This window comes from Streptomyces sp. NPDC051976, from assembly GCF_040680795.1.
Taxonomy (GTDB): domain Bacteria; phylum Actinomycetota; class Actinomycetes; order Streptomycetales; family Streptomycetaceae; genus Actinacidiphila.
The window spans coordinates 117,105-138,640 of record NZ_JBFAXL010000008.1 but is presented as its reverse complement, the minus strand read 5'-3'; the positions used below and the strand labels follow the sequence as shown (position 1 = coordinate 138,640).

The 21,536-nt window shown below is 72.2% G+C and carries 18 protein-coding genes and 1 tRNA gene; 6 read left to right on the top strand and 13 right to left on the bottom strand.

From position 1 onward, the window contains the following. The first annotated feature begins 118 nt into the window (after positions 1–118). On the top strand, positions 119–1,516 hold the full coding sequence (locus AB0M29_RS11925) for a hypothetical protein (RefSeq protein WP_365382067.1): 1,398 nt from the start codon (positions 119–121) through the stop codon (positions 1,514–1,516). Here the strand turns inward: AB0M29_RS11925 and AB0M29_RS11920 are convergent. From AB0M29_RS11920 to AB0M29_RS11900, 5 genes are all read right to left on the bottom strand, one after another. Then, the gene (locus AB0M29_RS11920; RefSeq protein WP_365382066.1) at positions 1,500–2,204 is read right to left on the bottom strand and encodes a rhomboid-like protein; all 705 of its coding nucleotides are present in this window, start codon (positions 2,202–2,204) and stop codon (positions 1,500–1,502) included. The genes AB0M29_RS11925 and AB0M29_RS11920 overlap by 17 nt on opposite strands. A gap of 88 nt (positions 2,205–2,292) precedes the next feature. Further along, the gene (locus AB0M29_RS11915) at positions 2,293–3,471 is read right to left on the bottom strand and encodes a winged helix DNA-binding domain-containing protein (RefSeq protein WP_365382065.1); all 1,179 of its coding nucleotides are present in this window, start codon (positions 3,469–3,471) and stop codon (positions 2,293–2,295) included. A gap of 50 nt (positions 3,472–3,521) precedes the next feature. Further along, on the bottom strand, positions 3,522–5,807 hold the full coding sequence (locus AB0M29_RS11910; RefSeq protein WP_365382064.1) for a heavy metal translocating P-type ATPase: 2,286 nt from the start codon (positions 5,805–5,807) through the stop codon (positions 3,522–3,524). Between the two features lie 92 nt (positions 5,808–5,899). Next, on the bottom strand, positions 5,900–6,127 hold the full coding sequence (locus AB0M29_RS11905) for a heavy-metal-associated domain-containing protein (protein WP_365382063.1): 228 nt from the start codon (positions 6,125–6,127) through the stop codon (positions 5,900–5,902). A 91-nt stretch (positions 6,128–6,218) separates the two neighbouring features. Then, entirely contained in the window at positions 6,219–6,653 is a 435-nt protein-coding gene (locus tag AB0M29_RS11900; protein ID WP_365382062.1) for a MarR family transcriptional regulator, read from the bottom strand. 138 nt (positions 6,654–6,791) lie between these two features. Here AB0M29_RS11900 and AB0M29_RS11895 point away from each other — a divergent pair, with 138 nt between their 5' ends. After that, a complete protein-coding gene (locus tag AB0M29_RS11895; protein WP_365382061.1) occupies positions 6,792–8,729 on the top strand; it encodes an FUSC family protein in 1,938 nt (645 codons plus the stop codon). A gap of 121 nt (positions 8,730–8,850) precedes the next feature. Further along, a complete protein-coding gene (panD, locus tag AB0M29_RS11890) occupies positions 8,851–9,273 on the top strand; it encodes an aspartate 1-decarboxylase (protein ID WP_365382060.1) in 423 nt (140 codons plus the stop codon). 54 nt (positions 9,274–9,327) lie between these two features. On the opposite strand, the gene AB0M29_RS11885 is transcribed toward panD, so the two are convergent. Beyond that, the gene (locus AB0M29_RS11885; protein WP_365382059.1) at positions 9,328–9,531 is read right to left on the bottom strand and encodes a hypothetical protein; all 204 of its coding nucleotides are present in this window, start codon (positions 9,529–9,531) and stop codon (positions 9,328–9,330) included. Positions 9,532–9,750: 219 nt separating this feature from the next. Here AB0M29_RS11885 and AB0M29_RS11880 point away from each other — a divergent pair, with 219 nt between their 5' ends. Then, complete coding sequence (locus tag AB0M29_RS11880) at positions 9,751–10,539, top strand: VOC family protein (protein ID WP_365382058.1); 789 nt, start codon at positions 9,751–9,753, stop codon at positions 10,537–10,539. Here AB0M29_RS11880 and AB0M29_RS11875 read toward each other — a convergent pair. The 7 genes from AB0M29_RS11875 to AB0M29_RS11845 form a co-directional block, all read right to left on the bottom strand. Next, positions 10,520–11,464, bottom strand: a complete 945-nt coding sequence (locus AB0M29_RS11875; RefSeq protein ID WP_365382057.1) for an RluA family pseudouridine synthase — start codon at positions 11,462–11,464, stop codon at positions 10,520–10,522. The two genes, AB0M29_RS11880 and AB0M29_RS11875, sit on opposite strands and share 20 nt — an antisense overlap. 88 nt (positions 11,465–11,552) lie before the next feature. Continuing rightward, on the bottom strand, positions 11,553–12,242 hold the full coding sequence (locus AB0M29_RS11870; RefSeq protein ID WP_365382056.1) for a hypothetical protein: 690 nt from the start codon (positions 12,240–12,242) through the stop codon (positions 11,553–11,555). Between the two features lie 93 nt (positions 12,243–12,335). Then, positions 12,336–14,387: a phosphocholine-specific phospholipase C gene (locus AB0M29_RS11865; RefSeq protein ID WP_365382055.1), complete on the bottom strand. Its 2,052-nt coding sequence runs from the start codon at positions 14,385–14,387 to the stop codon at positions 12,336–12,338. Positions 14,388–14,650: 263 nt separating this feature from the next. After that, a complete protein-coding gene (locus AB0M29_RS11860; protein WP_365382054.1) occupies positions 14,651–15,688 on the bottom strand; it encodes a hypothetical protein in 1,038 nt (345 codons plus the stop codon). A gap of 51 nt (positions 15,689–15,739) precedes the next feature. Beyond that, a complete protein-coding gene (locus AB0M29_RS11855) occupies positions 15,740–18,688 on the bottom strand; it encodes a hypothetical protein (protein ID WP_365382053.1) in 2,949 nt (982 codons plus the stop codon). 135 nt (positions 18,689–18,823) lie between these two features. Continuing rightward, a complete protein-coding gene (locus AB0M29_RS11850; protein WP_365382052.1) occupies positions 18,824–19,255 on the bottom strand; it encodes a DUF3592 domain-containing protein in 432 nt (143 codons plus the stop codon). Positions 19,256–19,373: 118 nt separating this feature from the next. Then, positions 19,374–19,446: transfer RNA gene (locus tag AB0M29_RS11845), tRNA-Arg, on the bottom strand. Positions 19,447–19,624: 178 nt separating this feature from the next. On the opposite strand from AB0M29_RS11845, the gene AB0M29_RS11840 reads away from it, so the two are divergent. Both AB0M29_RS11840 and AB0M29_RS11835 read left to right on the top strand, forming a co-directional pair. Continuing rightward, positions 19,625–20,722 (top strand): LLM class flavin-dependent oxidoreductase, encoded by a 1,098-nt coding sequence (locus tag AB0M29_RS11840; protein ID WP_365382051.1) that lies wholly within the window; start codon positions 19,625–19,627, stop codon positions 20,720–20,722. After that, a complete protein-coding gene (locus AB0M29_RS11835; RefSeq protein WP_365382050.1) occupies positions 20,719–21,507 on the top strand; it encodes a CE1759 family FMN reductase in 789 nt (262 codons plus the stop codon). Before AB0M29_RS11840 ends, AB0M29_RS11835 begins: the two co-directional genes overlap by 4 nt. Positions 21,508–21,536: the final 29 nt, after the last annotated feature.

Genomic DNA, 21,536 nt, shown 5'->3' with positions numbered 1-21,536 from the left:
GGAGCCGGCGGTGCGGCCGTTGGTTTCGGATTTGGTGGGGGAGCGGGCGAAGGGGGCTGGGGCGGGGCGTGGTGGGGGCCTGGGGGCCTCCGGGGGCGGGGGAGGCGGCGGGGCACCCTTGACGGGGAGCGCGGCCCGTACGGGGGCCGTGGCGCCCGCAGGCAAGGCCGAGGAGGAGTTCGGGCCGGACGGGACGCGGGCGATGCCCGTGCCGCTGCCGCCCGAGGCCGCCCCGCTGAAGCTCCTGGCGGAGCTGACGAACACGCCGCCGCCCCGCCAGACCCTGGTCCGTACGATCGCGCGCCGGTTCAAGATCTGGACCCCGCTGGTGGTCGTGCTGGCGATCGTGTTCGTGATCGTGCAGGCGGTCCGCCCGCTGCCTTCGCCGTCGCTGAAGCTGACCGCGGCCTCGTCGTTCACCTTCGGCGGCACGCCGCTGCCGCAGTCGATGCCCTGGCCCGCGGAGGGCCAGTCCGTCGCCGAGGTCGAGGGCCTCGGCTCGCTCGGCGTGCACGGCGCGCAGACCCCGGTCCCGATCGCGAGCGTCACCAAGGTGATGACCGCGTACGTGATCCTGCGCGACCACCCGCTGACCGGGGACGAGACCGGCCCCACCCTCACCGTGGACGCGCAGGCCGCCGCCGAGGCGGGCAACTCCGACCAGTCGACCGCCCACGTCCAGCAGGGCCAGAAGTACACCGAGCGTCAGATGCTGACGCTGCTCCTGGTGCCGTCGGGCAACAACATCGCCCGCCTGCTGGCCCGTTGGGACGCCGGCACCCAGGAGGCGTTCGTCGCCAAGATGCGGCAGGCCGCGGCGAGCCTGGGCATGACCAGCACCACCTACACCGGCGCGAGCGGCATCGAGTCCACCACCAAGAGCACCGCCGTGGACCAGCTCAAGCTGGCCCGCGTCGTCATGGAGAACTCCGTCTTCCGCTCGGTCGTGGCGCAGCCGAACGTGACGCTGCCCAGCGTCGGCCGGATCTTCAACAACAACAACGACCTCACCAACCCGGGCGTCATCGGCATCAAGACCGGTTCCAGCACCCCCGCGGGCGGCGCCCTGATGTGGGCGGCGCGCAAGCGCGTCGCGGGCAAGCAGCAGCTCATCATCGGCGTCGTCCTGCAGCAGCGTGGCGGCGGCGGGACGCCCGACGCGATGCTCAAGGTCGCGCTGAAGCGGGCCCAGGACCTGATCAACTCCGTGCAGGGCGGCCTGACCTCGGCGACGATAGTGAAGAAGGGCGAGGTGGTCGGGCTGGTCGACGACGGCCTCGGCGGCAAGACGCCGGTCGTCGCGGGCAAGGACCTCTCCGCGGTCGGCTGGCCGGGTATGCGCACCGGCCTGACGCTGACGGTCGGCAACGGCGGGCTGCCGCACAACGCGAAGGCGGGCACCCAGGTCGGCACCCTCAGCTTCGGTACGGGCTCGGCCCGCACCACGGTGCCGGTGGTCCTGCAGACCGACCTGAAGGAGCCGTCCTTCGGGAAGAAGCTCATCCGGCTCGGCTGAACCCGCCTCTGAGCCTGCGGTACGCGGCGGCCGGGTCGATCCGACCCGGCCGTCCGCGTGTCAGCGGGTAGCAGGCGAAGCCCAGCAGCACCGCGCTGAAGTGCCCGACATCGGTGAAGGTGCGGCTGTCGACGAGCGCGATCCCGTAGAAGACCAGCAGGCAGGCGGCGTAGCCGTACCGCCAGGGCCGGGTGAGGGCGTAGGCGAGTACCGCCTCGACCGAGGCCAGGCCGTAACTGACGCCCACGTCCAGGGTGTTGACGGCGGAGTGCGGGGCGTGGCCGTGGTCGATCGCCCACAGCAGGACGTCCTCGCTGAGGTAGGTGGCGCCGACGTGCCCGACGAGGACGACGGTCAGCCAGCGCCCGGTACCGAGCCAGCGCTCGGCGGTGGCGTGGAAGATCGTGTAGAGGACGAGATACGGCAGCCATCCGCCGCCGTCGATCCACAGGGCGCTGCGGACCAGGGCCCGCACCGGGTCGGTGGACAGGTTGTGGATGTTGGTCGAGCGCAGCCGCAGGAAGTCGTCGGCCTGGTCGGGCGCCATCCGGCGCATGACGATGGTGGTGACGAAGAGGGCGGCAAGCCACAGGTAGGTGCCGGGCGCGCTGCGCACATACGCCCGCACGGCGCGCAGGGTGCGGCGGACACGGGCGCGGCGGACACGGGAGCGGGAGGGATGGTCCACGCTCCGAGATCCTGCCCGAAGTCGGCCGGAATCCGTCCGCCAAACGGGGTTTGCCGGGCCGCGCCGCGCCAAAGGTCACGCACCGAGGTCACGCCGAGAGTTCGCGCTCCAAAGGAGTACGGAAACGGGGAGTGACCGTCACCCCGGTGAGCCGCTCGGCGAGGCTGCCCGCCGCGGCCTCGACCGCGGCCGCCGCTTCCGTGCCGCGGTCCGAGAGCAGCCGCCAGGCGACGGTGCCGTCGGCGCGGTGCGCCCAGCCGCCGATCACCTCGCCGCCCCACCACACCGTGGGGCCGACGTTGCCGGAACGGTCGAAGAGGTCGGCCCGGTGGGAGCGCGGCAGGAACCAGTCGCGGTCCTGCCACCCCATCGGCGTCGGGTCGAGCGCGGGCAGCAGCAGCGCCGCGGGCGGCGGCGGTTCGGCCGCGGGACCGGCGTCACCCGGCGCGACGAACCCCGGCCCGCCGTCGAGCTGTACGGCCTCGGCGCCGACGGCCGCCAGCGCCTTCCTGGTGTCGGTGAGGGTCCAGCCGCTCCACCACTTGAGGTCGGCCTCCGTGCCGGGCCCGTACGCGGCGAGCCAGGCCCCCGCCAGATCGGCGCGGGCCTGCGCGGCGGGCACCTCGGGCAGCGGTTCCGAGGCCGCCCAGCGGAACTGGCTGCTCGTCCACGACCCCGCGGGCCGCTGCCGCGCGATCCGGCCCTCGGCCGCCAGCACCCGGATGATCCTGCTCGCCACGTTCTGCCGCGCCTCGTACGGCTTTCCGCGCGCCACCACGACCTGCTCGCGCAGCCGCGGCACCAGCCGGGACAACTCCGCGCCCGTGCAGTCGCCGTGCTCCGCCAGCGCGGCGACGACCTCCGCCTCGACCTCCGTGAGCCACCGCTCGTCCCACCCGCCGCCCTCGGCGAGAAACGCCAGCAGCCCCTTGCGCTCCTTCACCGCGATCGCCCGCCCGGCCGCCGCGTACACCCCGGGCGCGGCCTCCCGCGGCAGCACGAACATGGTCCGCCGCATGGCCAGCATCCGTACCAGCGTCCGGTCCTCGTAGAGCGCGGTCTCCAGCGCGGGCACCGCCCGCCCGGGCGCGCCGCCCAGGCGGGCCGCCACCGACAGGAAAACGGTGGCCGGATCGGTGGCGTGCAGCGCCACCAACCCCGCCACGACGTCCTCCACCCGCCCCGCGCCCCCACCCAACTGCCGCCCCGCGAGCCGCCCCCGCCGCTCCTCGGCACCGATCCGCCGCATCTCACGACCACCTGTCATCCAGCCATGCTCACACGCGCCACCGACAACCCCCCACCCACCGCGGCGGGCTACCGCGCCAGCGGCTGGAAACCGCGCAGGCGGAGGCTGTTGGCGACGACGAAGACGGAGGAGAAGGCCATGGCGGCGCCCGCGATCATGGGGTTGAGCAGGCCCGCGGCGGCCAGCGGGAGCGCGGCGACGTTGTAGCCGAAGGCCCAGAAGAGGTTGGACTTGATCGTGTTGAGGGTGCGGCGGGAGAGCCGGATCGCGTCCGCGGCCACTCGCAGGTCGCCGCGGACCAGGGTGAGGTCGGCCGCCTCGATCGCGGCGTCCGTGCCCGTACCCATGGCGAGTCCGAGGTCGGCCCGGGCCAGCGCCGCCGCGTCGTTGACGCCGTCGCCGACCATCGCGACGCTGCGGCCCTCGGCCTGGAGCCGCCGCACCACGGCGACCTTGTCCTCGGGCAGCACCTCGGCGTGGACGTCGGCCGCGTCGATGCCGACCTCCGCGGCGACCGCGGCGGCCACCGCCGCGTTGTCACCGGTGAGCAGTACCGGCCGCAGCCCGAGCCCGCGCAGCCGCCGTACCGCCTCCGCACTGGTCGGCTTCACCGCGTCGGCGACGACCAGCACCGCCCGCGCCTCGCCGTCCCAGCCGACCGCCACCGCCGTGCCGCCGACCCGCTCGGCCTCGGCCTTCGCCGCGGCCAGTGCGGGCGGCAGCGCCATCCCCCGCTCGCTCAGCAGCCGCTCGCGTCCGGCGAGCACCGCGTGGCCGTCCACCACACCGCGTACACCGAGCCCCGGCACGTTCGCGAAGTCCGTCACCGGGGGCAGCTCCCCGGCCCGGTCCGCCCCGCCGGCGGCGATCGCCCGCGCGATCGGGTGCTCCGAGGCGTGCTCCAGCGCGCCCGCCAGCCGCAGGACGTCCTTCTCCGCCGTACCGTCCGCGACATGGACCTCGGTGAGCGTCATCGCGCCGGTCGTGACGGTCCCCGTCTTGTCCAGCACGATGGTGTCGACCGCGCGGGTCGACTCCAGCACCTCCGGCCCTCTGATGAGGATGCCGAGCTGTGCGCCGCGCCCGGTGCCGACCATCAGCGCGGTCGGCGTGGCCAGCCCCAGCGCGCAGGGGCAGGCGATGATCAGTACGGCGACGGCCGCCGTGAACGCCGCGGTCGCGCCCTGCCCGGCCAGCAGCCAGCCGCCGAGCGTGGCGAGCGCCAGCACGATCACCGCGGGCACGAAGACCGAGGAGATCCGGTCCGCCAGCCGCTGCGCCGCCGCCTTGCCGTTCTGGGCCTCGGCCACCAGCCGCGCCATCCGGGCGAGTTGGGTGTCCGCGCCGATCCGGACGGCCTCGACGACGATCCGGCCGCCCGCGTTCACGGTGGCGCCGGTGACCCGGGAGCCGGGTCCGACCTCGACCGGCACCGACTCCCCGGTGAGCATCGAGGCGTCGACGGCCGAACCGCCCTCCACCACAAGACCGTCGGTGGCGATCTTCTCGCCCGGCCGTACGACGAAGCGGTCACCGACCGCCAACTCGCCGATGGGCACGCGGACCTCGCGTCCGTCGCGGAGCACCGAGGCGTCCCTGGCGCCCAGTTCCATCAGGGCGCGCAGCGCGGCGCCCGCCCGCCGCTTGGCGCGGGCCTCGAAGTACCGTCCTGCCAGCAGGAACGCGGTGACCCCCGCCGCCGCCTCCAGATAGATGTTGCTGCTGCCCTCGCCGCGCGAGACGGTCAGTTCGAAGGGGTGCCGCATGCCGGTCATGCCCGCGTCGCCGAAGAACAGCGCCCACAACGACCAGCCGTACGCGGCCAGTGTGCCGACCGACACCAGGGTGTCCATGGTGGCGGCGCCGTGCCGCAGATTCGTCCACGCGGCGCGGTGGAAGGGCCAGCCCGCGTAGACCACGACGGGGGAGGCGAGGGTCAGCGACAGCCACTGCCAGTTGTCGAACTGCAGCGCCGGGACCATCGCCATCGCGATCACCGGTACGGCGAGCACGACGGCGGTGGTCAACCGCTGCCGCAGCGAGACCAGTTCGGGGTCGGCGGCCGCCGCGTCCCGTGACGTGCCGGAGGGGGCGGGAGCGAGCGGGGGCGGCGGGAGCGCGGCGGTGTAGCCGGTGGCCTCGACGGTCGCGATGAGGTCGTCGACCGCGACGCCCTCGCCGTAGGCCACCTTCGCCTTCTCCGTCGCGTAGTTGACGCTGGCGGTGACGCCGTCCATCCGGTTGAGCTTCTTCTCGATCCGGGCGGCACAGGACGCGCAGGTCATACCGCCGATCTCCAGCTCGACCGCCTGGCCGCCCGTCGCCTCGCCGCCGTTCCTCGTTGCCGTGGTCATCGCCACTCCCGTTCCCCCTCCAGTGTCCGGCCCCGCGCCGTGTACCCCGGCGCGGGCGGTTCCGGCCGCGGCCGAGCGGGCCGCGGCCGGTCTCACGCGCGGCCGACGAGCTCGTAACCGGCCTCGTCGACGGCCGCGCGGACGGCGTCGTCGTCCACCGGGCGCTCGAAGCCGATGGTCAGCAGGCCCGTGGCGGCGACGGCCTTCACGGAGGTGACACCGGGGATCGCGGTGACCTCCTTGGTGACGGCGGACTCGCAGTGCCCGCAGCTCATACCGGACACGGAGTAGACGGCCTCGCTCATGGTGCTTCTCCTCATCGCGTGCGACTTCCGACTTCAGATGACCCCAGCCTATACCCCCTAGGGGTATTTCGACGAACACCCCCCAGGGGTATCTCCCCGGTGTCTCTCAGTCCTCCTGTGCGAGCCGGTCCATCAGCACGGCGGCCAGCCGCAGCACCTCGCGCTCGGTGTCGTTCAGCACCGTCTCCATCCGCTCCCGCAGCCACTCGTCCCGGTAGCCGACATCCCTGGCCATCGCGTCGAACCCGTTCTGCGTCAGCTGGATCACCGACTGCCGCCCGTCCGCCGTGTCGCGTACCCGCGTCACCAGCCCGTCCGTTTCCAGCGCCGCCAGCGTCCGGGTCAGCGACTGCGGCTGTACGAGCAGCGCGGCGGCCATCGCGCCGGGCGTGCTCGGGCCCGAGCGGTAGAGCAGCGCGAGCGCCGCCAACTTGCCGCTGGGCAGCGCGTCGGGCAGCCGCTGCGCACGCATACGGCGGCTGAGCCGGTTCATCGCGCGGCGGACGGTGGCGGCGGGATCGAGGGGCGGAGGAGGAAACATGGCGGCCATTTTCTAAGGAAGGCGTACTATCTGAGGCGGAGTCTGGGTGAGTGGTGTGGGTAATCGCGAGCTCGGGCGTCCACTCACGGCAGGAAGTCCTACGCTGAGCTTAGGAATCACGGTGGGGGAAGGATGAGGATGTCGATCTGGCTGCTCCGGCTGCGGCTGCTCGACCCGGGACGGGTCCAGCTCGGGTTCGCGCTCCGCACACTCGTCGCCGCCGTCGCCGCGCTGCTGATCGCCGGAGCGGTCAGCAGGGCCGGGGGGCTCCCCGGCGGCATCGTGGTGATCGCGACCGTCGTCGCGGTCCTCGTCTCGCGCAGTCTGCACGGCACCAGCCTTACGCATCGGCTCTCCGCGCTGGTCTACGTCCCCGTCATCGGTGTCGCCGCGGCCTTCGTGGGCCGCTTCATGGTGGGGCACGCGGTGCTCGGCGCGGCCGTCTTCGTGGCGGCGGTCGGCGCGTCGCGCTACCTGATGCGGTTCGGCGGCAAGGTGCGGAGTTTTGGGCGGCTCGCCCTCACCCCGCTGATCTCCGTGCTCGTCGTGCCCGTACCGCCGAGCGCCGCCAAGGCGACCGGGCCGTTCTGGGGAGGCCTGGCGGGGCTGATCGCCGTCGCCTGCGTCATCGCCGTCCAGACGCTGGTCCCCGCCCGGCCCACCCGGACCGCGGCCGCCGCCGCCCTCGATCTGCTCGCCGCGATCCGCTCCCCCCGGACCCGCCCGCACACCCTCCACCGCACCGCCCTCGCCGTCGACGACCGCCTGGACGCCGCCGTCCTGCCCGCCACCGCCCCCGACCGCGCCCCGCTGGACGCCCTGTCGGCCGCGGTGCTCACGGCGGAAGTGCTGGCCATGGAACGGGCGTCGGACACGGACAGGGCGCCCGGCGCCGTGGGCGACCCGGCTCTCGACTCGGCCCTCGACGCCGCGCTCGCCGACCTACGGGTGCGTGCCGCCGCCGTACGGGGGCTGGCGTCGCGGGCTCGGCCCACGCCTGAGGCGCCTCCGGTGAAGCGGCAGGGCGGCGGGTGGCGGAATGTGCAGCCGCACACGCGGCTGGCCGCGCAGCTGACCGCCGCGATGGCGGTGGCCTTCGCCGTCGGGCACGTGGTGTTCCCGCACCGGTGGATGTGGCCGGTGATCACGGCGTTCGTGGTGTGCAGCGGGGCGCGGGGGCGCGGCGACGTCGTCCACAAGAGCGGGCTGCGGGTGGCGGGCGCCTTCGCGGGCGCCGTGACCGGGACGCTGGCGGCGCACCTCGTCACGGGCTCGCCGGCGGCCGCGATCACCGTGATCTTCGGCTATCTGCTGGCCGGGCTGTGGCTGCGGGAGCGCAACTACGCGGTGTGGGCGTTCTGTGTGACGAGCGTGCTCTCGGTGCTCTACTCGCTCAACGGCGAGCAGGGCGGCGCCCTGCTCGTCCAGCGCCCCGAGGGCATCCTCGTGGGATCGGCCTGCGGGATCGCGGCGGCGTACTTCGTCCTGCCGCTGCACACCGAACGCGTCATGCGGGCCCGGGCCTCCAGCGCGCTGCGGGCACTGCAGGATCTGCTGGGCGCCGTCCGCGAACCCGAGCCGCGGCCCGCCGCGATCCGGCACCTGGCCCGGCAGTTCGACCGCGCCGCACAGGACCTGGCCCAGGTCGCCGCGCCCGCCCGGGCCCACCGCGCCCTCTTCCGCGTACACGGCACCGTCCTCTTCCGCCGCCGCCACGCCGAGCCCCCCGCGCCCGCCCGCGCCGTCTTCCGGCGCCGCCGCGCCGAAGCCGCCGCGCACGCCGCCGACTGGGCGGACTCGCTGGCCGCCTGCGCGCACGCGGCCCGTGTGCTGGCCGCGACGGAACCGGCCGCCCTCGTCGCGTCCCGCAGGCTGCTGGGCCTGACCGCGCTCAACGTCGGGCAGGCACGGCGCCGGCTCGGCCACCGCCCGGACGCGGAGCCGCCCCGCCCGGCCCCCGGCGGCCCGCCGCACCTGCTGCGCCTCAACACCGCACTCGCCGCGCTGTACCACCAACTGCCCACCCCCGCCCCCGACTCCGTCACCGCCCCCGCGGCGGCCGCCGCGTCCGGCTGAGATCTTCCGCACTCCCGCCGACCCGCCGATGACCGCCCGGCCGCGGCTCGCCTACCCTGGGACGCGTCGGCGCGTACCCCGACGGGGACGCGACCAGCTCATTCACCAGGAGGGCGGCACAGTGCTGCGCACCATGTTCAAGTCCAAGATCCACCGGGCCACCGTGACCCAGGCCGATCTGCACTACGTGGGCTCCGTGACCGTCGACGCCGACCTGATGGACGCCGCCGATCTGCTGCCCGGCGAACTCGTCCACATCGTCGACATCACCAACGGCGCCCGCCTGGAGACCTATGTCATCGAGGGCGAGCGCGGATCGGGTGTGATCGGCATCAACGGCGCCGCCGCCCATCTCGTGCACCCCGGCGACCTGGTGATCCTGATCAGCTACGCCCAGGTCGACGACGCCGAGGCCCGCGCGCTGGTCCCGGCCGTGGTCCACGTGGACGCCGCCAACCGCGTCACCACCCTGGGCTCCGACCCCTCGGAACCGGCCCCCGGCACCACCACCGTCCGCCCGCCGCACGCGGTGGCGAAGGTCTGAACGGTCCCACTGGTCCGACGGGTCTGAACGGTCTGACGGTACTGAACGGTCCGACTACGCGGCGGTGACGACCGCCGCGCCCCTCACCGGCCCCGGCACCGGGCGTATCGCCATCCGTGTGCCGCGGGCCGCGGCGGTCCAACTGGCGCGCAGCAGCGCGAGCTCAGCGAGCTCCTCGGCCGTCCACGGCCGGTCGCCGTGCTCCTGCACATAGGCGCGCAGTGCGGCGTTCGCTTGATCGAGACTTCCCCCGTACATGCGACCAACAGTAGACGGACCCACTGACAATGCCCCAATCCTTATCGCGACCCTGCGTGACGACCGGGGTGCGGAACGGAGGGTTCCGCGGGTGTTCGGAGCCGTGACCTGCCCACGTAGCCGCGTGTCAGGGGCTGATGCCATGCTGTGTGTGAGAGAACACACAGCGTTTGTATCCGGTGTATACCCGGGACTACGGCATCTGGAGGTTCGACCCCCATGCTCACCACTGACTTTGTGCCTGGCGCGCCCAACTGGATCGATCTGGGGAGCCGTGACACCACGGCCGCCGCCGCTTTCTACTCCTCCCTCTTCGGCTGGGAGTTCACGCCCGCGGGCCCCGAGGCGGGCGGTTACGGAACGTTCGAGCGGGACGGGAAGACGGTCGCCGCGATGGGTCCGCTCGTGGACGACGGAGCCTCGCCCGCGTGGACGATCTACTTCCACACCGCCGACGCCGACGCCACCTCGGACGCCGTGGAGGAGGCGGGCGGCCTTGTGCGCTTCCCCGCGATGAAGATGTTCGACCAGGGCCGTATCGCGGGTTACACGGACCCCAGCGGCGCCGAGTTCGCGGTCTGGGAGCCCAACGCGAACAAGGGCCTGGACCACGTCGGCCTCTGGGGCCTGTACTGGACGGAGCTGTTCACGGCGGACGCCGAGCGCGCCAAGGAGTTCTACGGCGCGGTCTTCTCCTGGGACCACCAGGACACCCCGCTCCCGGAGAACGCGCCCGCGGACAAGCGGTCCCTGCTCTCCCCGTCCGGCGGCGGCCAGGACGGCGCGCACGGCGACATCATGCAGCTCCCGCCGCAGATCCTGGTCCACGGCAGCTACTGGCAGCCGTACTTCCAGGTCGACGATGTGGACGTGATCGTGGCCAAGGCCACCGCGGGCGGCGCCACCGTGGTCATGCCGCCCACCGACATGCAGGGCATCGGCCGGCTGTCGCTGATGCGGGACCCCGAGGGCGCCGCCTTCACCGTGGTCACCCCGCAGGCGTCCTGACGGGCGGCGGCACGGGCCACTGAGCCAGCTCGCGCGGGCTCTCGAAGCGTCTCGGCCGTCCCGTCACCGGGTCGGTGAACTCGAGCGCCCGCGCGAGCAGTTGCAGCGGCCGGGAGAAGTCGTCCGGCGTCTCCGGCAGCACCCGCGGATAGACGGGGTCGTGCAGCAGCGGCAGCCCGAGGGCGTTCATGTGCACGCGCAGCTGATGGGTGCGGCCGGTGGCGGGCAGCAGCCGGTAGCGGCCCAGACCGCCGTGGTGGCCGAGCAGTTCGATCCGGCTCTCCGCGTTCGGCGCGCCCGGCTCCTCCCGGGCCGCGATCACCCCGCGGTCCTTGACGATCCGGCTCCGTACGGTCCGCGGCAGCTCCACGCCCGGGTCGTACGGGGCGACCGCCTCGTACTCCTTGCGCACCCGCCGGTCCCGGAAGAGGGTCTGGTAGGCGCCGCGGTAGCGGGGGTCGACGACGAAGAGCACGAGCCCCGCGGTCAGCCGGTCGAGCCGGTGCGCGGGGGAGAGCAGCGGCAGCCCCAGATCGCGGCGCAGCCGGGCGAGCGCCGTCTCCGTGACGTGCCGGCCGCGCGGGGTGGTGGCCAGGAAGTGCGGCTTGTCCGCGACCACGATCCGCTCGTCGCGGTGGACCACCCCGACGGCGAAGGGCACCGGCGTCTCGGGCGCGAGATCGCGGTGGAACCACACCCAGACGCCCGCCTCGTACGGTGTCGCGGCGGTGACCGGCCCCCGCTCGATCACGAACCGCCCCTCGTCCACCATCGCGGCCACCCGCGCGGCGCCGTAGCGCTCGCCGAGATAGCCGCCGACGGTCGTGTGCCCGCTCCCGGACGGCAGCCGCACGCGCACCGGATCGACGCCCGACCGCTGCCCCAGCGGTGCGAGCGGCGCCTTCCGCCCGCCTCTGTGTGCCATCCGGTTCCCTTTGTCGCTCTTTCCGCCAGTAAATCACCGGTCGGGAGACCGGTGGCCGCAGGTGTGACCGGTCCCTCGACCGCGGGGCTCAACCGGCGACGGGGTAGCCGATCCGCCGCAGCTCCGCCGTGACCGCCTCGAAGGGGGCGTCCGGGTTGAGCGCGCGTACGGTCTCGCGGGTCAGCGGCCGTAACGCGTACGCCTCCCGCACCGCGTCCTGCGGCGGGCCGGCGTCCGGCGCCTTCGGGTCGTGGCGGGCGCGGACGTACGCGGCCGGGTCCGGGTCGAGGAGCAACGCGAACAGCCGGGCGGCGCCGTCGGGTTCGTGGTGCGCGCCGGGGAAGGTGATCCCGTCGCCGGTCCGCCACCGTACGTCGTCGGCGGTCCGCCACGCGCAGGCGGTGACCAGCGGCACCTCGGCGGCCAGGAAGTCCGGCGGCTCCGCGAGATAGGGCGCGAACACCGCGGGGACCTGGTCGAGCACCCCTGGCCAGGGTCTCGGGGGAGTGTGCGCGTACGGGCTCATCGGGGAGCCGCGGTCGAAGCCCAGCGCGAGCGCGCCGTAGCAGGTGAAAACGATCAGGTATCCGTCGCCGTCGTCGGTGCGCAGGGTGGCCGCGCAGACCCGGGTACGCCACTCGGGCAGGAACATCCGCTCACGCCGGCCGTGCGGTGCCGGGTGCGGCGACCGCACGATGTCCAGGGCGGCCAGCGCCTGGCAGCGCTCCCGCAGCGTGCTGATCGACGGCAGCCGCTCGGCGATCTCATGGATCGTCACACGATCAGTCATACCTGCATATCTATCAAGGTCCACTGACAAAAGAGTGGTTCCCCGGGGTCCGCACCCCGGGGAAGGGGAACTCGGCCGGACTCAGCCGGAGACGCTGGCGGAACCCGTCTCCAGGTGGCCGGTGAAGCGCTGCGACCAGGCACTGTCGGAGCTGACGGTGACGGTGAAGTCGTACCAGCCGTCGTCGTACGCGACGGCGTTGAAGAAGTCGCTGGTGTTGGCGCCGGGCGCGACCTGGTAGGTCCAGGGGCCGTCCGAGCGGTAGTGGTTGGAGGTGATGGTGAAGGTCACGGAGGAGGTGCCGTTGTTGGTGAGCTTGAACCAGATGGCCAGCTTCCCGGTGCCGGACTCGACCGCGTAGTACGAGCTGACGGCCACGTCCTTGCCCGGCTTGGTGGCGTCGCCCTGGAAGCGGCGCAGGAAGCGGTTGGGTCCGGTGACGCTCAGGTCGTACTTGCCGTTGCCGAAGCCCGTCCCGCAGTTGAAGTAGTCGCTGGTGGTGCCGCCGTTGTCGACCGTGTACTGCCAGGGGCCGTCCGTACGGTAGGCGTTGGCGTACGCCGCGAAGTGCGCCGCACGCGTCGCCGCCGCGCCGGTGTTGTTCATGGTCAGCCAGACCTTCTGCACGCCCGCGGCGCCGAACTCCAGGTGGTCGAGGTAGGCGTTCGGCTGGTACGGCAGCGCGCGGGCGGGCCGGGTGCCGCTCTCCTGGCTGGGCAGCGCGTTGTTCACCGGCGCCGGGTTGGGCAGCGGGGCGCAGGCGGCCAGTCCGATCACCGGCGAGGTGTCGGGCAGCGAGGGCAGGCCGTACACCGGGCTGGTGAAGTCGAAGACGGAGGTCAGGTCACCGCAGACCTTGCGCCGCCAGTCGCTGATGCCGGCGCACCGGGCGGGCTTGCCCAGCGCGGTGGTCCACGTCTCCAGGAAGCGCAGCACCGAAGTGTGGTCGAAGACCTCGGAGTTGACCCAGCCGCCGCGGCTCCAGGGCGACACGGCGATCAGCGGGACCCGGAAGCCCAGGCCGATCGGCTTGCCGCCGTAGAACTCCGCCGCGGTGCCGGCCGCCGGGACGGGCGGTGGCACGTGGTCGAAGAAGCCGTCGTTCTCGTCGTAGTTGAGGAAGAGGATCGAGGAGTTGTAGACGTTCGGGTCGGCGTTCAGCGCGTCGACGATCATGTGCACGAAGTGCGCGCCGTCCGCGGGCGTGGCGTACGGGTGCTCGGAGGAGCCCTGGTCGGCGACCACCCAGGAGACCTGGGGGAGCGTGCCGTGCAGCACGTCCGCCTTGATCGCGGCCGCGATGTCGTCGGGAGTGCGGCCGGTGACCTTGGGCACCGACCCCATGCCCTTGACGGCCAGCGCACTGCCGGGCGCGGCACTGGTGAACTTGGTGAAGTACGCGAGGGCGTTGTCGCCGTAGTTGTCGCCGGCGTTCTGATAGACCTTCCAGCTCACCCCGGCCGCTTCCAGCGCCTCGGCGTAGGTCTGCCAGCCGAGCCCCGACTCGTCGCCGCCGTTGTACGCCGGTCCGCCCTGCTTGCCCGCCGGGTCGATCTGGCCGCTCCAGTGGTAGGTCCGGTTGGGACCGGTGGCGCTGAGCACCGAGCAGAAGTAGGCGTCGCAGATCGTGTAGTTGTCCGCCAGCGCGTAGTGGAACGGGATGTCCGCGCGGCCCAGGTAGCCGAGGGCGCGCACATTGCCCTTCGCCGACACCCAGGCGTCGATCTTCCCGTTGTTCCACGCGGCGTGCTGGTCGTTCCAGCTGTGCGACAGGTCGCCGCTGCACTGCGCCAGCCGCTCGGGGTCCGCGCCGCCCGCGGGCTTGGTGGCGCTGAACTGCCAGGGGTACTGCCGCCCGGTGCCGTTGGGCTGGTTGAACACCGAGTTGCCGCCCGCGATCTGGATCCCGCTGCGGTCGGCGAAGCCGCGTACCCCCTTCAGCATCCCGAAGTAGTGGTCGAAGCTGCGGTTCTCCTGCATCAGGATCACGACGTGCTTGGCGTCCGTGAGGGTGCCCGTGGCCGAGGCGGCGGCCGCGCTGGTGGCGGCCGCGACGGCGGAACCCCCCACCGCCGCGGCGGCGGCCGCACCGGCCGACATGGCCATGAACTTCCTACGACTGACGTCGGACATGGGGCGCATCCATTCTTCCGTTGGTGAGAGCGGTGCTTGACAGCGGAGCAAGCGCGTTCGGTCCAGACCCGTTACGTATCCGACGCCACAGCCCCGCCTTCACACAGGGGTGCACAACCATGCTCGACAGCGGCGACGCCACCACTCCCAACACCGGCAGTCCGCCCGCCATCGACACAATGAACGTTCGACGCGCCACCGTACTGGCCCCGCCGCCGCACCGAAAGAACCCCTCCACCCGGGCGGCGCCCCCGCTCCCCGGTTCAGCTCGCGGCCGCTGCGATGTCCAGGACGTAGGTGCGCTGGCCTGCCAGGTAGACGTGGCCGGACCGGTAGGTGAGGGCCAGGGGGAAGGGGCAGGGGAAGCCGCGGGCGGGCGCGGGCTTGTGGGCTTCGCAGGTGGCGGACCAGCCGGCTTTCGCGGTGGTGGAGGCGATGACGTCCACCTGGGCGCCGTGGACATGGATGACGAAGGAGTGCCCGCTGTCGGGCGGGGAGACGTCGGCGTAGACGCCGTCGGCCCCGTCACCGGTCAGGGACGACGTCGCGAGATCGGCGGTCGCCACGCCGAGGTCCGGCACTCGTGCCGGGAGCGCGAGCTTGTGCGGCGGCTGCCCGTTGCCGGGGACGACGGTCACGCCGCCGAGCGTGCCCGGGTACACGGGAGCGAGGAAGACGGTGCCGTCGGGGTCGGCTGCCGACTGCGTGGCCACGAAGGGCGACACGTACGTGGCCGCGTGCTTCACGGGAGCCTGCTCGTAGCGCCGCGTCAGCGTCCCGCCGCTCAGTGACCACACGACGTTGCCGTCCGCGATGACCACCGTGCCGTCCTTCCCGACGCCCAGCGGCGTGACCCCGGGGGCGAAACGGAAGCCCGCCGCGGCGGCGGTCCTCGGCACCGGAGCGGTCAGGGACCGGAACCGGCCCGCCGTGCCCGCCAGTTCCGTGATCCGGCCGTCGCCGGCGACGGCCACCACCTGTCCGTCCTCGCCGGTGAGCAGGCTCCCGTCGCCACGGGCCACCAGTCCGCTCAGGCCGCGGCCGGACGGCCCGGGGCGGCCGCCCTGCTGCCCCGAGGCGTCCGTGAACGTCCCGTCCGTGCCGAGCCGCACCAGGCGCTGCCCGGTGTTGACGTACAGTGCCCCGCCGGCATCGGCGGCCACGCCCCGCGTACCGTCGAACGGCCCGATGTCGCCGTCGGCCGTCTGCCCCAGCACCCGCGCCTGCCCCGGCGTCGGCGGCTGCGGCGGGCCCGAGTGCCCGCCGCACGCGGCCACGGTCAGCAGCCCCGCCAGAGCCATGGCGGCGTACCCGCCTTTGCGCGGAATGCGGCACCTCACCTAGAACCTCACCTAATTGCCGTCCTGCTGGCTGTGCGACCGACGCATCGTGGTGGAGTCGTTGTAGCCGTCCTTGCCGGCGTTGAAGAGAGCCTGCGTAAGGCTGTTGTCGGGGGCGTTCAACAGCCACCAGCTGTTGAAGGCGGCCGAGTCCGACTTCTCGATCGCCGCCTGGTCGAGTTGCCCGTCGTGGAACCAGGCGCTGTTCGGCGGCGGCGGTACCTTGCCCGAGGTGATGAGGCCCTGGGCGATGGGAATCCTCAACTCGCGCATCTCGAAGTCCTGTTCCGACTGCGCGGTGTCGGTCACCGCCGCGGCGTGGCCGCCCGGGAACTGGTAGGAGCCCCAGGCGGTGGTCCCGGCGATACCGGTCTGGATCAGGCCGACGAGCAGTTCGGAGCCGCCTTCGAGGCCGGGGACGGGGGCGGTGCCGAGGATTCCGCCGACGATCCAGGTGTTCATCGCCGCCTGCGTGTCCGCGGCGTCCTGTGCGGCCGCGGGCGTGTACTTCATGTCCTCCTTCACCGTCTGGACCTCGCCGTCGAGCATGGCGAGTTGACGCATCAGGTCCTTGGCCGTCCCCGGGTCCGCGCTCGCGTTCCGCGAGGTGCTGGCGATGTAGCCGTCGATGCTCCCCGAGAAGAGACCGGCCGCCCGGGGATCGGGCATGAACTGGTGCAGGAGCGTGTCGATGGCGTCCTGATCGGTGGTGATGAACGGCTTGCCGGTCTTCGGGTCGATCGCCGAGGCGAACCGCAGATCGTTCGCACCGGGTTTCGCCGGACCGTTGTTGTTCATGTTGTGGGCGAGGTCGGGCACGTAGATCGCCGCCACCTGGGCCAGGCCCTCGGCGAGCTGGTTCGGCAACTGCGGGTACTGCTCCTTGATGTTGTCGTTCCGGCCCTTCGCCGCGTTGGCGTTGTCCAGCGCGCCCTGGAAGACGTTGGACGCCGCCGTCGACGCCTTCGCCAGCTCGTCCCCCTTCAGGCCGTTCGGGCTGGTGCCGGCGAGGAGGACCTGGGCGGGGAACTTCGAGTCGTCGCTGATCCCCGGGGTCGCCCAGTTGTTGTTGACGAGCTGGTCGGCGGCCCACCTGCCGTCCCCGCCCGAGAGCAGGTCGCGGGACGCCTGCGAGTTCTCCCCGAGCTTGGACAGCACCGCGAGGCTGGGGTCGTTGTCGGCCACGCCCCGCGCGATGTCCTGCTGCTCCTGGATGTTCTTGGTGAAGTTGTCCTCGTGCAGGCCGAGTTCCTTGTACCAGGGGTCCTTGGACGGGTCGATCCAGCTGTCGACCGTGCCGATGCTCATGTCCCCCGGCGTGTAGCTCGGGCGCAGGTTGTCCTTCTGGTCGGCCCGCCAGTGCAGGGCGGCGTCGCCCATGTTCGTCAGGAACGTGTGGTCCCACTTGTCGCCCGAGGGGCCGTACTTGACCAGCATGCTGGCCGCCCACATGTCGTGGGGCTTGGTGAACGTCTGGGCGTTGAACTCCGGGAGGTTGCCGGCCGCGCTCATGGTGGTCGCGGCCGCCAGGTTGTCGCCGAACTGGCCGAGGATCTTCGTCGAGTCCGCGCTGAGGACGGTGCTGCCGTGGGTGCCGTCCATGGCGTGGAGTTCGAGGGCCAGGTTCGATTCGAGGTCGCCGCCCCCGTTGCCGTAGTAGCCCTTCATGAAGCCGTTGTCGTTCTTGCCCGCTTCGGCCTGGTCGGCGACGGACTGGATCGCGGGGCGGGTGGCGGGCCAGCTCGGGTTGGCGTTCTCGGCCAGCCGCAGCAGCGAGGCGGCCTGGTTGCCGGTCTGCTGCGGGGTGGCGCCCGCGGGCGCGCCGAACGTGGTGAAGGTGGTGGTGATGAAGTCCTGGTAGTCGCTCTGCTTCGCGTGGCTGCTGTTGAGCGCGCTCATCGCGGCGGTGGCGAAGGTGGTCTCGTCACCGGTGTGCAGGATCGGCGCGTAGTACGAGCCGTAGGGTCCCTGTGTCGAGCGGTCGCCAGAACCCGCCTTGAGGGTGGCCTGGAAGGCGTCGGTCAGATCGGGGTCGTGCGCGGTGTTGGCGTAGTCGGCCAGGGACTTGAGGTTGCCGGCCAGGTTGGTCTTGCCCGGGTCCTGGCCCATGCCGGCCAGCGCCTGCTGGGTGGCGGCCTCGTTCGGCGACAGCGCCTTGAGGTCGAGGGCCACCACATTCTGCGACAGACCGAGCGCCTGGGCGGTGAACGAGTCGCCGCGGAGCTCCCGGTTCGGGTCCTTGGCGAACTGGTCGAGCCCGGAGGCCCGGGCGGTCTTGGCCAGGAAGTCCGTGGGGAAGTTGCCGTACTGGAGCATCGCCGCCCGGTCCCAGGCCACGGTGCCGGCGCCCTCGGGCAGCGGCGACGTGAAGTACGAGACGACCTTGTCGAAGCCCGGCGCCGGATACCCCGCCTCGGTCGCGGTGCCGAGCGCGTGGCTGTAGACCATCAGGTCGGTCCCCGCGGTCTTGCTGCCGGTCGAGGCCAGCAGCGTAGGCAGCGCGGTGGCCTCCGACGGCGTGAGGTTGGCGTAGAACGCCGAGCAGAAGTCCGGGTCGTCCTGGTGCGCCAGCAACTCCTGGGCGAGCGCGTGGTACTGGTCACCGGCCTTGTCGTCGCCGCTGTTGTTGGCGTTGAACTGCTGGGCCAGCTTCTTGCCGTCCGCCTGCGCCTGCGCGGACGTCTCGGAGACCGGCTCCGGGATCTGCACCATGTGCGAGCCGGAGTTGTCCGGGGCGTCCATCGCGGCGGCCAGATTCTGACGGCGCTGCAGCATCGGCGTCTGGTCGTCGAGCCAACTGCAGATGCCGATCAACTCGGTGAGCGGCGATGTGTCCAGACCCAGGTTCGCGAACTGTGACTTGATGGACGACGCGCTGGAACGGAGATAGTCCTTGTCCCCGCCGAACGACGCGATCATCTGCTTGAGTGCGATCGGGTCAATACCCGAAAAATCCCCCATGATGTACCCCCGTTGTACGAGCTGACCATCCGAAACCCTATCGCGATAGCAATTGGTTCAGGCAGAGGGGCGTTGTTCGAGAGAGGGAGAAAACATGGTGATACGCAGGCGTGTTGTTTCTCCGGTGGGCGACGCTCAGGCCGGTTGCGGGGGAGGGGAAGGCGGGACGGCCGCGCCGTCCACGGCGATACGCTGGGGGTTCCTTGCCCAGTAGCGGACGGGAACGGTCCAGCCGGCTTCGGGGAGGGCCGCGACGGGGAACACCGCGGTGGTCCAGCCCTCGAACTCCTCGCCCTCGGTCGACCGGACGGTGAGCGTCACGTCCACCTTGGCGTTCGTACCGTTGGCGACGATTGCCCGGGAGTCGATCGCGCTGATCACCGCATCTGCCCTTATGCCGTGGGCGAGCAACTGCTTCCTTCTCGTCGCGATCACGATCCGCCCGATCACGTACAGCGCGATCGCCGCCCCCACGCAGGCGAAGATGACGTAGGGGAGCGTGTTGTCGACCGGTGTGCCGGTGCAGTTGCCCGAGGAGCACGAGGGCGCCGGCCGATCCCACCTCATCGTGACCCCATCCCCTCGAATTGGCCTGGGCAATAAATAAACCCCGGGTCGTTGACCCGGGGCTGCCAACGGGGCGCCCGTCGGGTTACTGCCCGCACCCGAGGGTGCTCGGTGTGTGTGCCCCAGGCAGGATTCGAACCTGCGACACCAGCTTTAGGAGAGCTGTGCTCTATCCCCTGAGCTACTGGGGCGGGGACAGGACGACAGTGTAGCGGGTCGGGCAGGGGTGGTTCCTGAGGAGTTCGGCGGGGTTGCGGGCGCGGTTGCGGGCCGGGTTCCGGGTGGGTGGGAATACGGACGGGGGAGGGGGATGTTCGGGAGGTTGAAAGCTCAACCAGACGGGTTGGGTGTGACAGGACGGTGGGTTCGATGCAGTTCGGGATCTTCACAGTCGGCGACGTCACGACGGATCCGACCAGCGGGCGGGCGCCGAGCGAGCACGAGCGGATCAAGGCGATGGTGGCCATCGCGGAGAAGGCCGAGGAGGTCGGGCTGGACGTCTTCGCGACCGGCGAGCACCACAACCCGCCGTTCGTGCCGTCGTCGCCCACCACGATGCTCGGCTACCTCGCGGCGCGCACCGAGAAGCTGATCCTCTCCACCTCCACCACGCTGATCACCACGAACGACCCGGTGAAGATCGCCGAGGACTACGCGATGCTCCAGCACCTGGCCGACGGCCGCGTCGACCTGATGATGGGCCGCGGCAACACCGGCCCGGTCTACCCGTGGTTCGGCAAGGACATCAGGGACGGCATACCGCTGGCCGTCGAGAACTACGCGCTGCTGCACAAGCTGTGGCGCGAGGAGAGCGTGGACTGGGCGGGCAAGTACCGTACGCCGCTGCAGTCGTTCACCTCGACGCCGCGCCCGCTGGACGGCGTGCCGCCGTTCGTCTGGCACGGCTCGATCCGCAGCCCGGAGATCGCCGAGCAGGCCGCGTACTACGGCGACGGCTTCTTCCACAACAACATCTTCTGGCCGATGGAGCACACCCGGAAGATGGTGCGGCTCTACCGGCAGCGGTACGCGCACTACGGCCACGGCATGCCGGAGCAGGCCATCGTGGGGCTCGGCGGCCAGGTGTTCATGCGGAAGAACTCGCAGGACGCGGTACGGGAGTTCCGCCCGTACTTCGACAACGCGCCGGTCTACGGGCACGGCCCCTCGATGGAGGAGTTCACCGAGCAGACACCGCTCACCGTCGGGTCGCCGCAGGAGGTCATCGAGCGGACGCTGTCCTTCCGTGACGCCGTCGGCGACTACCAGCGCCAGCTCTTCCTGATGGACCACGCAGGACTGCCGCTCAAGACGGTGCTGGAGCAGCTGGACCTGCTCGGCGAGGAGGTCGTGCCAGTGCTGCGCGAGGAGTTCGCCAAGGGGCGCCCCGCCGAGGTGCCCGACGCGCCCACGCACGCCTCGCTCCTCGCCCGCCGCGACGCGGACCTCGCGGAGGTGACCGCATGAGCGCGGTGACCGAGGGCACGGGGTCGACGGGCGCGCTGTCGGCGGGCGCGCTGGCGGCGGGCGCGGCGAGGCGGATCGTCGTGGTGACGGCCGGGCTCAGCCAGCCGTCCTCGACGCGGCTGCTCGCCGACCGGCTGGCGGCGGCCGTACGGGCCAGGGCCGACGTCGAGGTGCGGGTGGTCGAGCTGCGCGACCTCGCCAACGAGATCGCGCACAACATGGTGACCGGTTTCCCCGGGCCGCGGCTGCGCGAGGCGATCGACGCGGTCACGGCGGCGGACGGCCTGATCGCCGTCACACCGGTCTTCACCGGCTCCTACAGCGGCCTGTTCAAGTCGTTCTTCGACGTCATCGACAAGGACGCGCTGGCGGGCACCCCGGTGCTCGCCGCCGCGACGGGCGGCACCGCCCGGCACTCGCTGGTCCTCGACCACGCGCTGCGCCCGCTCTTCGCCTACCTGCGCGCTGTCGTCGTCCCGACCGCCGTCTACGCCGCCTCCGAGGACTGGGGCGCGGCCGGCAACGGCACCTCCGGCGGCGCCCTGGCGGCCCGCATGGACCGCGCGGCGGCCGAGCTCGTGGCCCTGCTCCCCGCGGCCGCCCCGCGGGCGGCGGATCCGGAAACCGCCCTCCCGGCACCAGCGGGTCCGGTGCCGCCCCCGGCCGCCGAACCGGCGCCCGCCACCCAGCTCACGCCCATCGCGGGCGGCGCCCCCGCGTCCACCGACCCCTTCGAGGACGTGGTGCCCTTCGCGGAACAGCTGGCGGCACTGACGCGCGGGTGAGCGGGGGCCGCGGTCCGTCCGGCGGGACG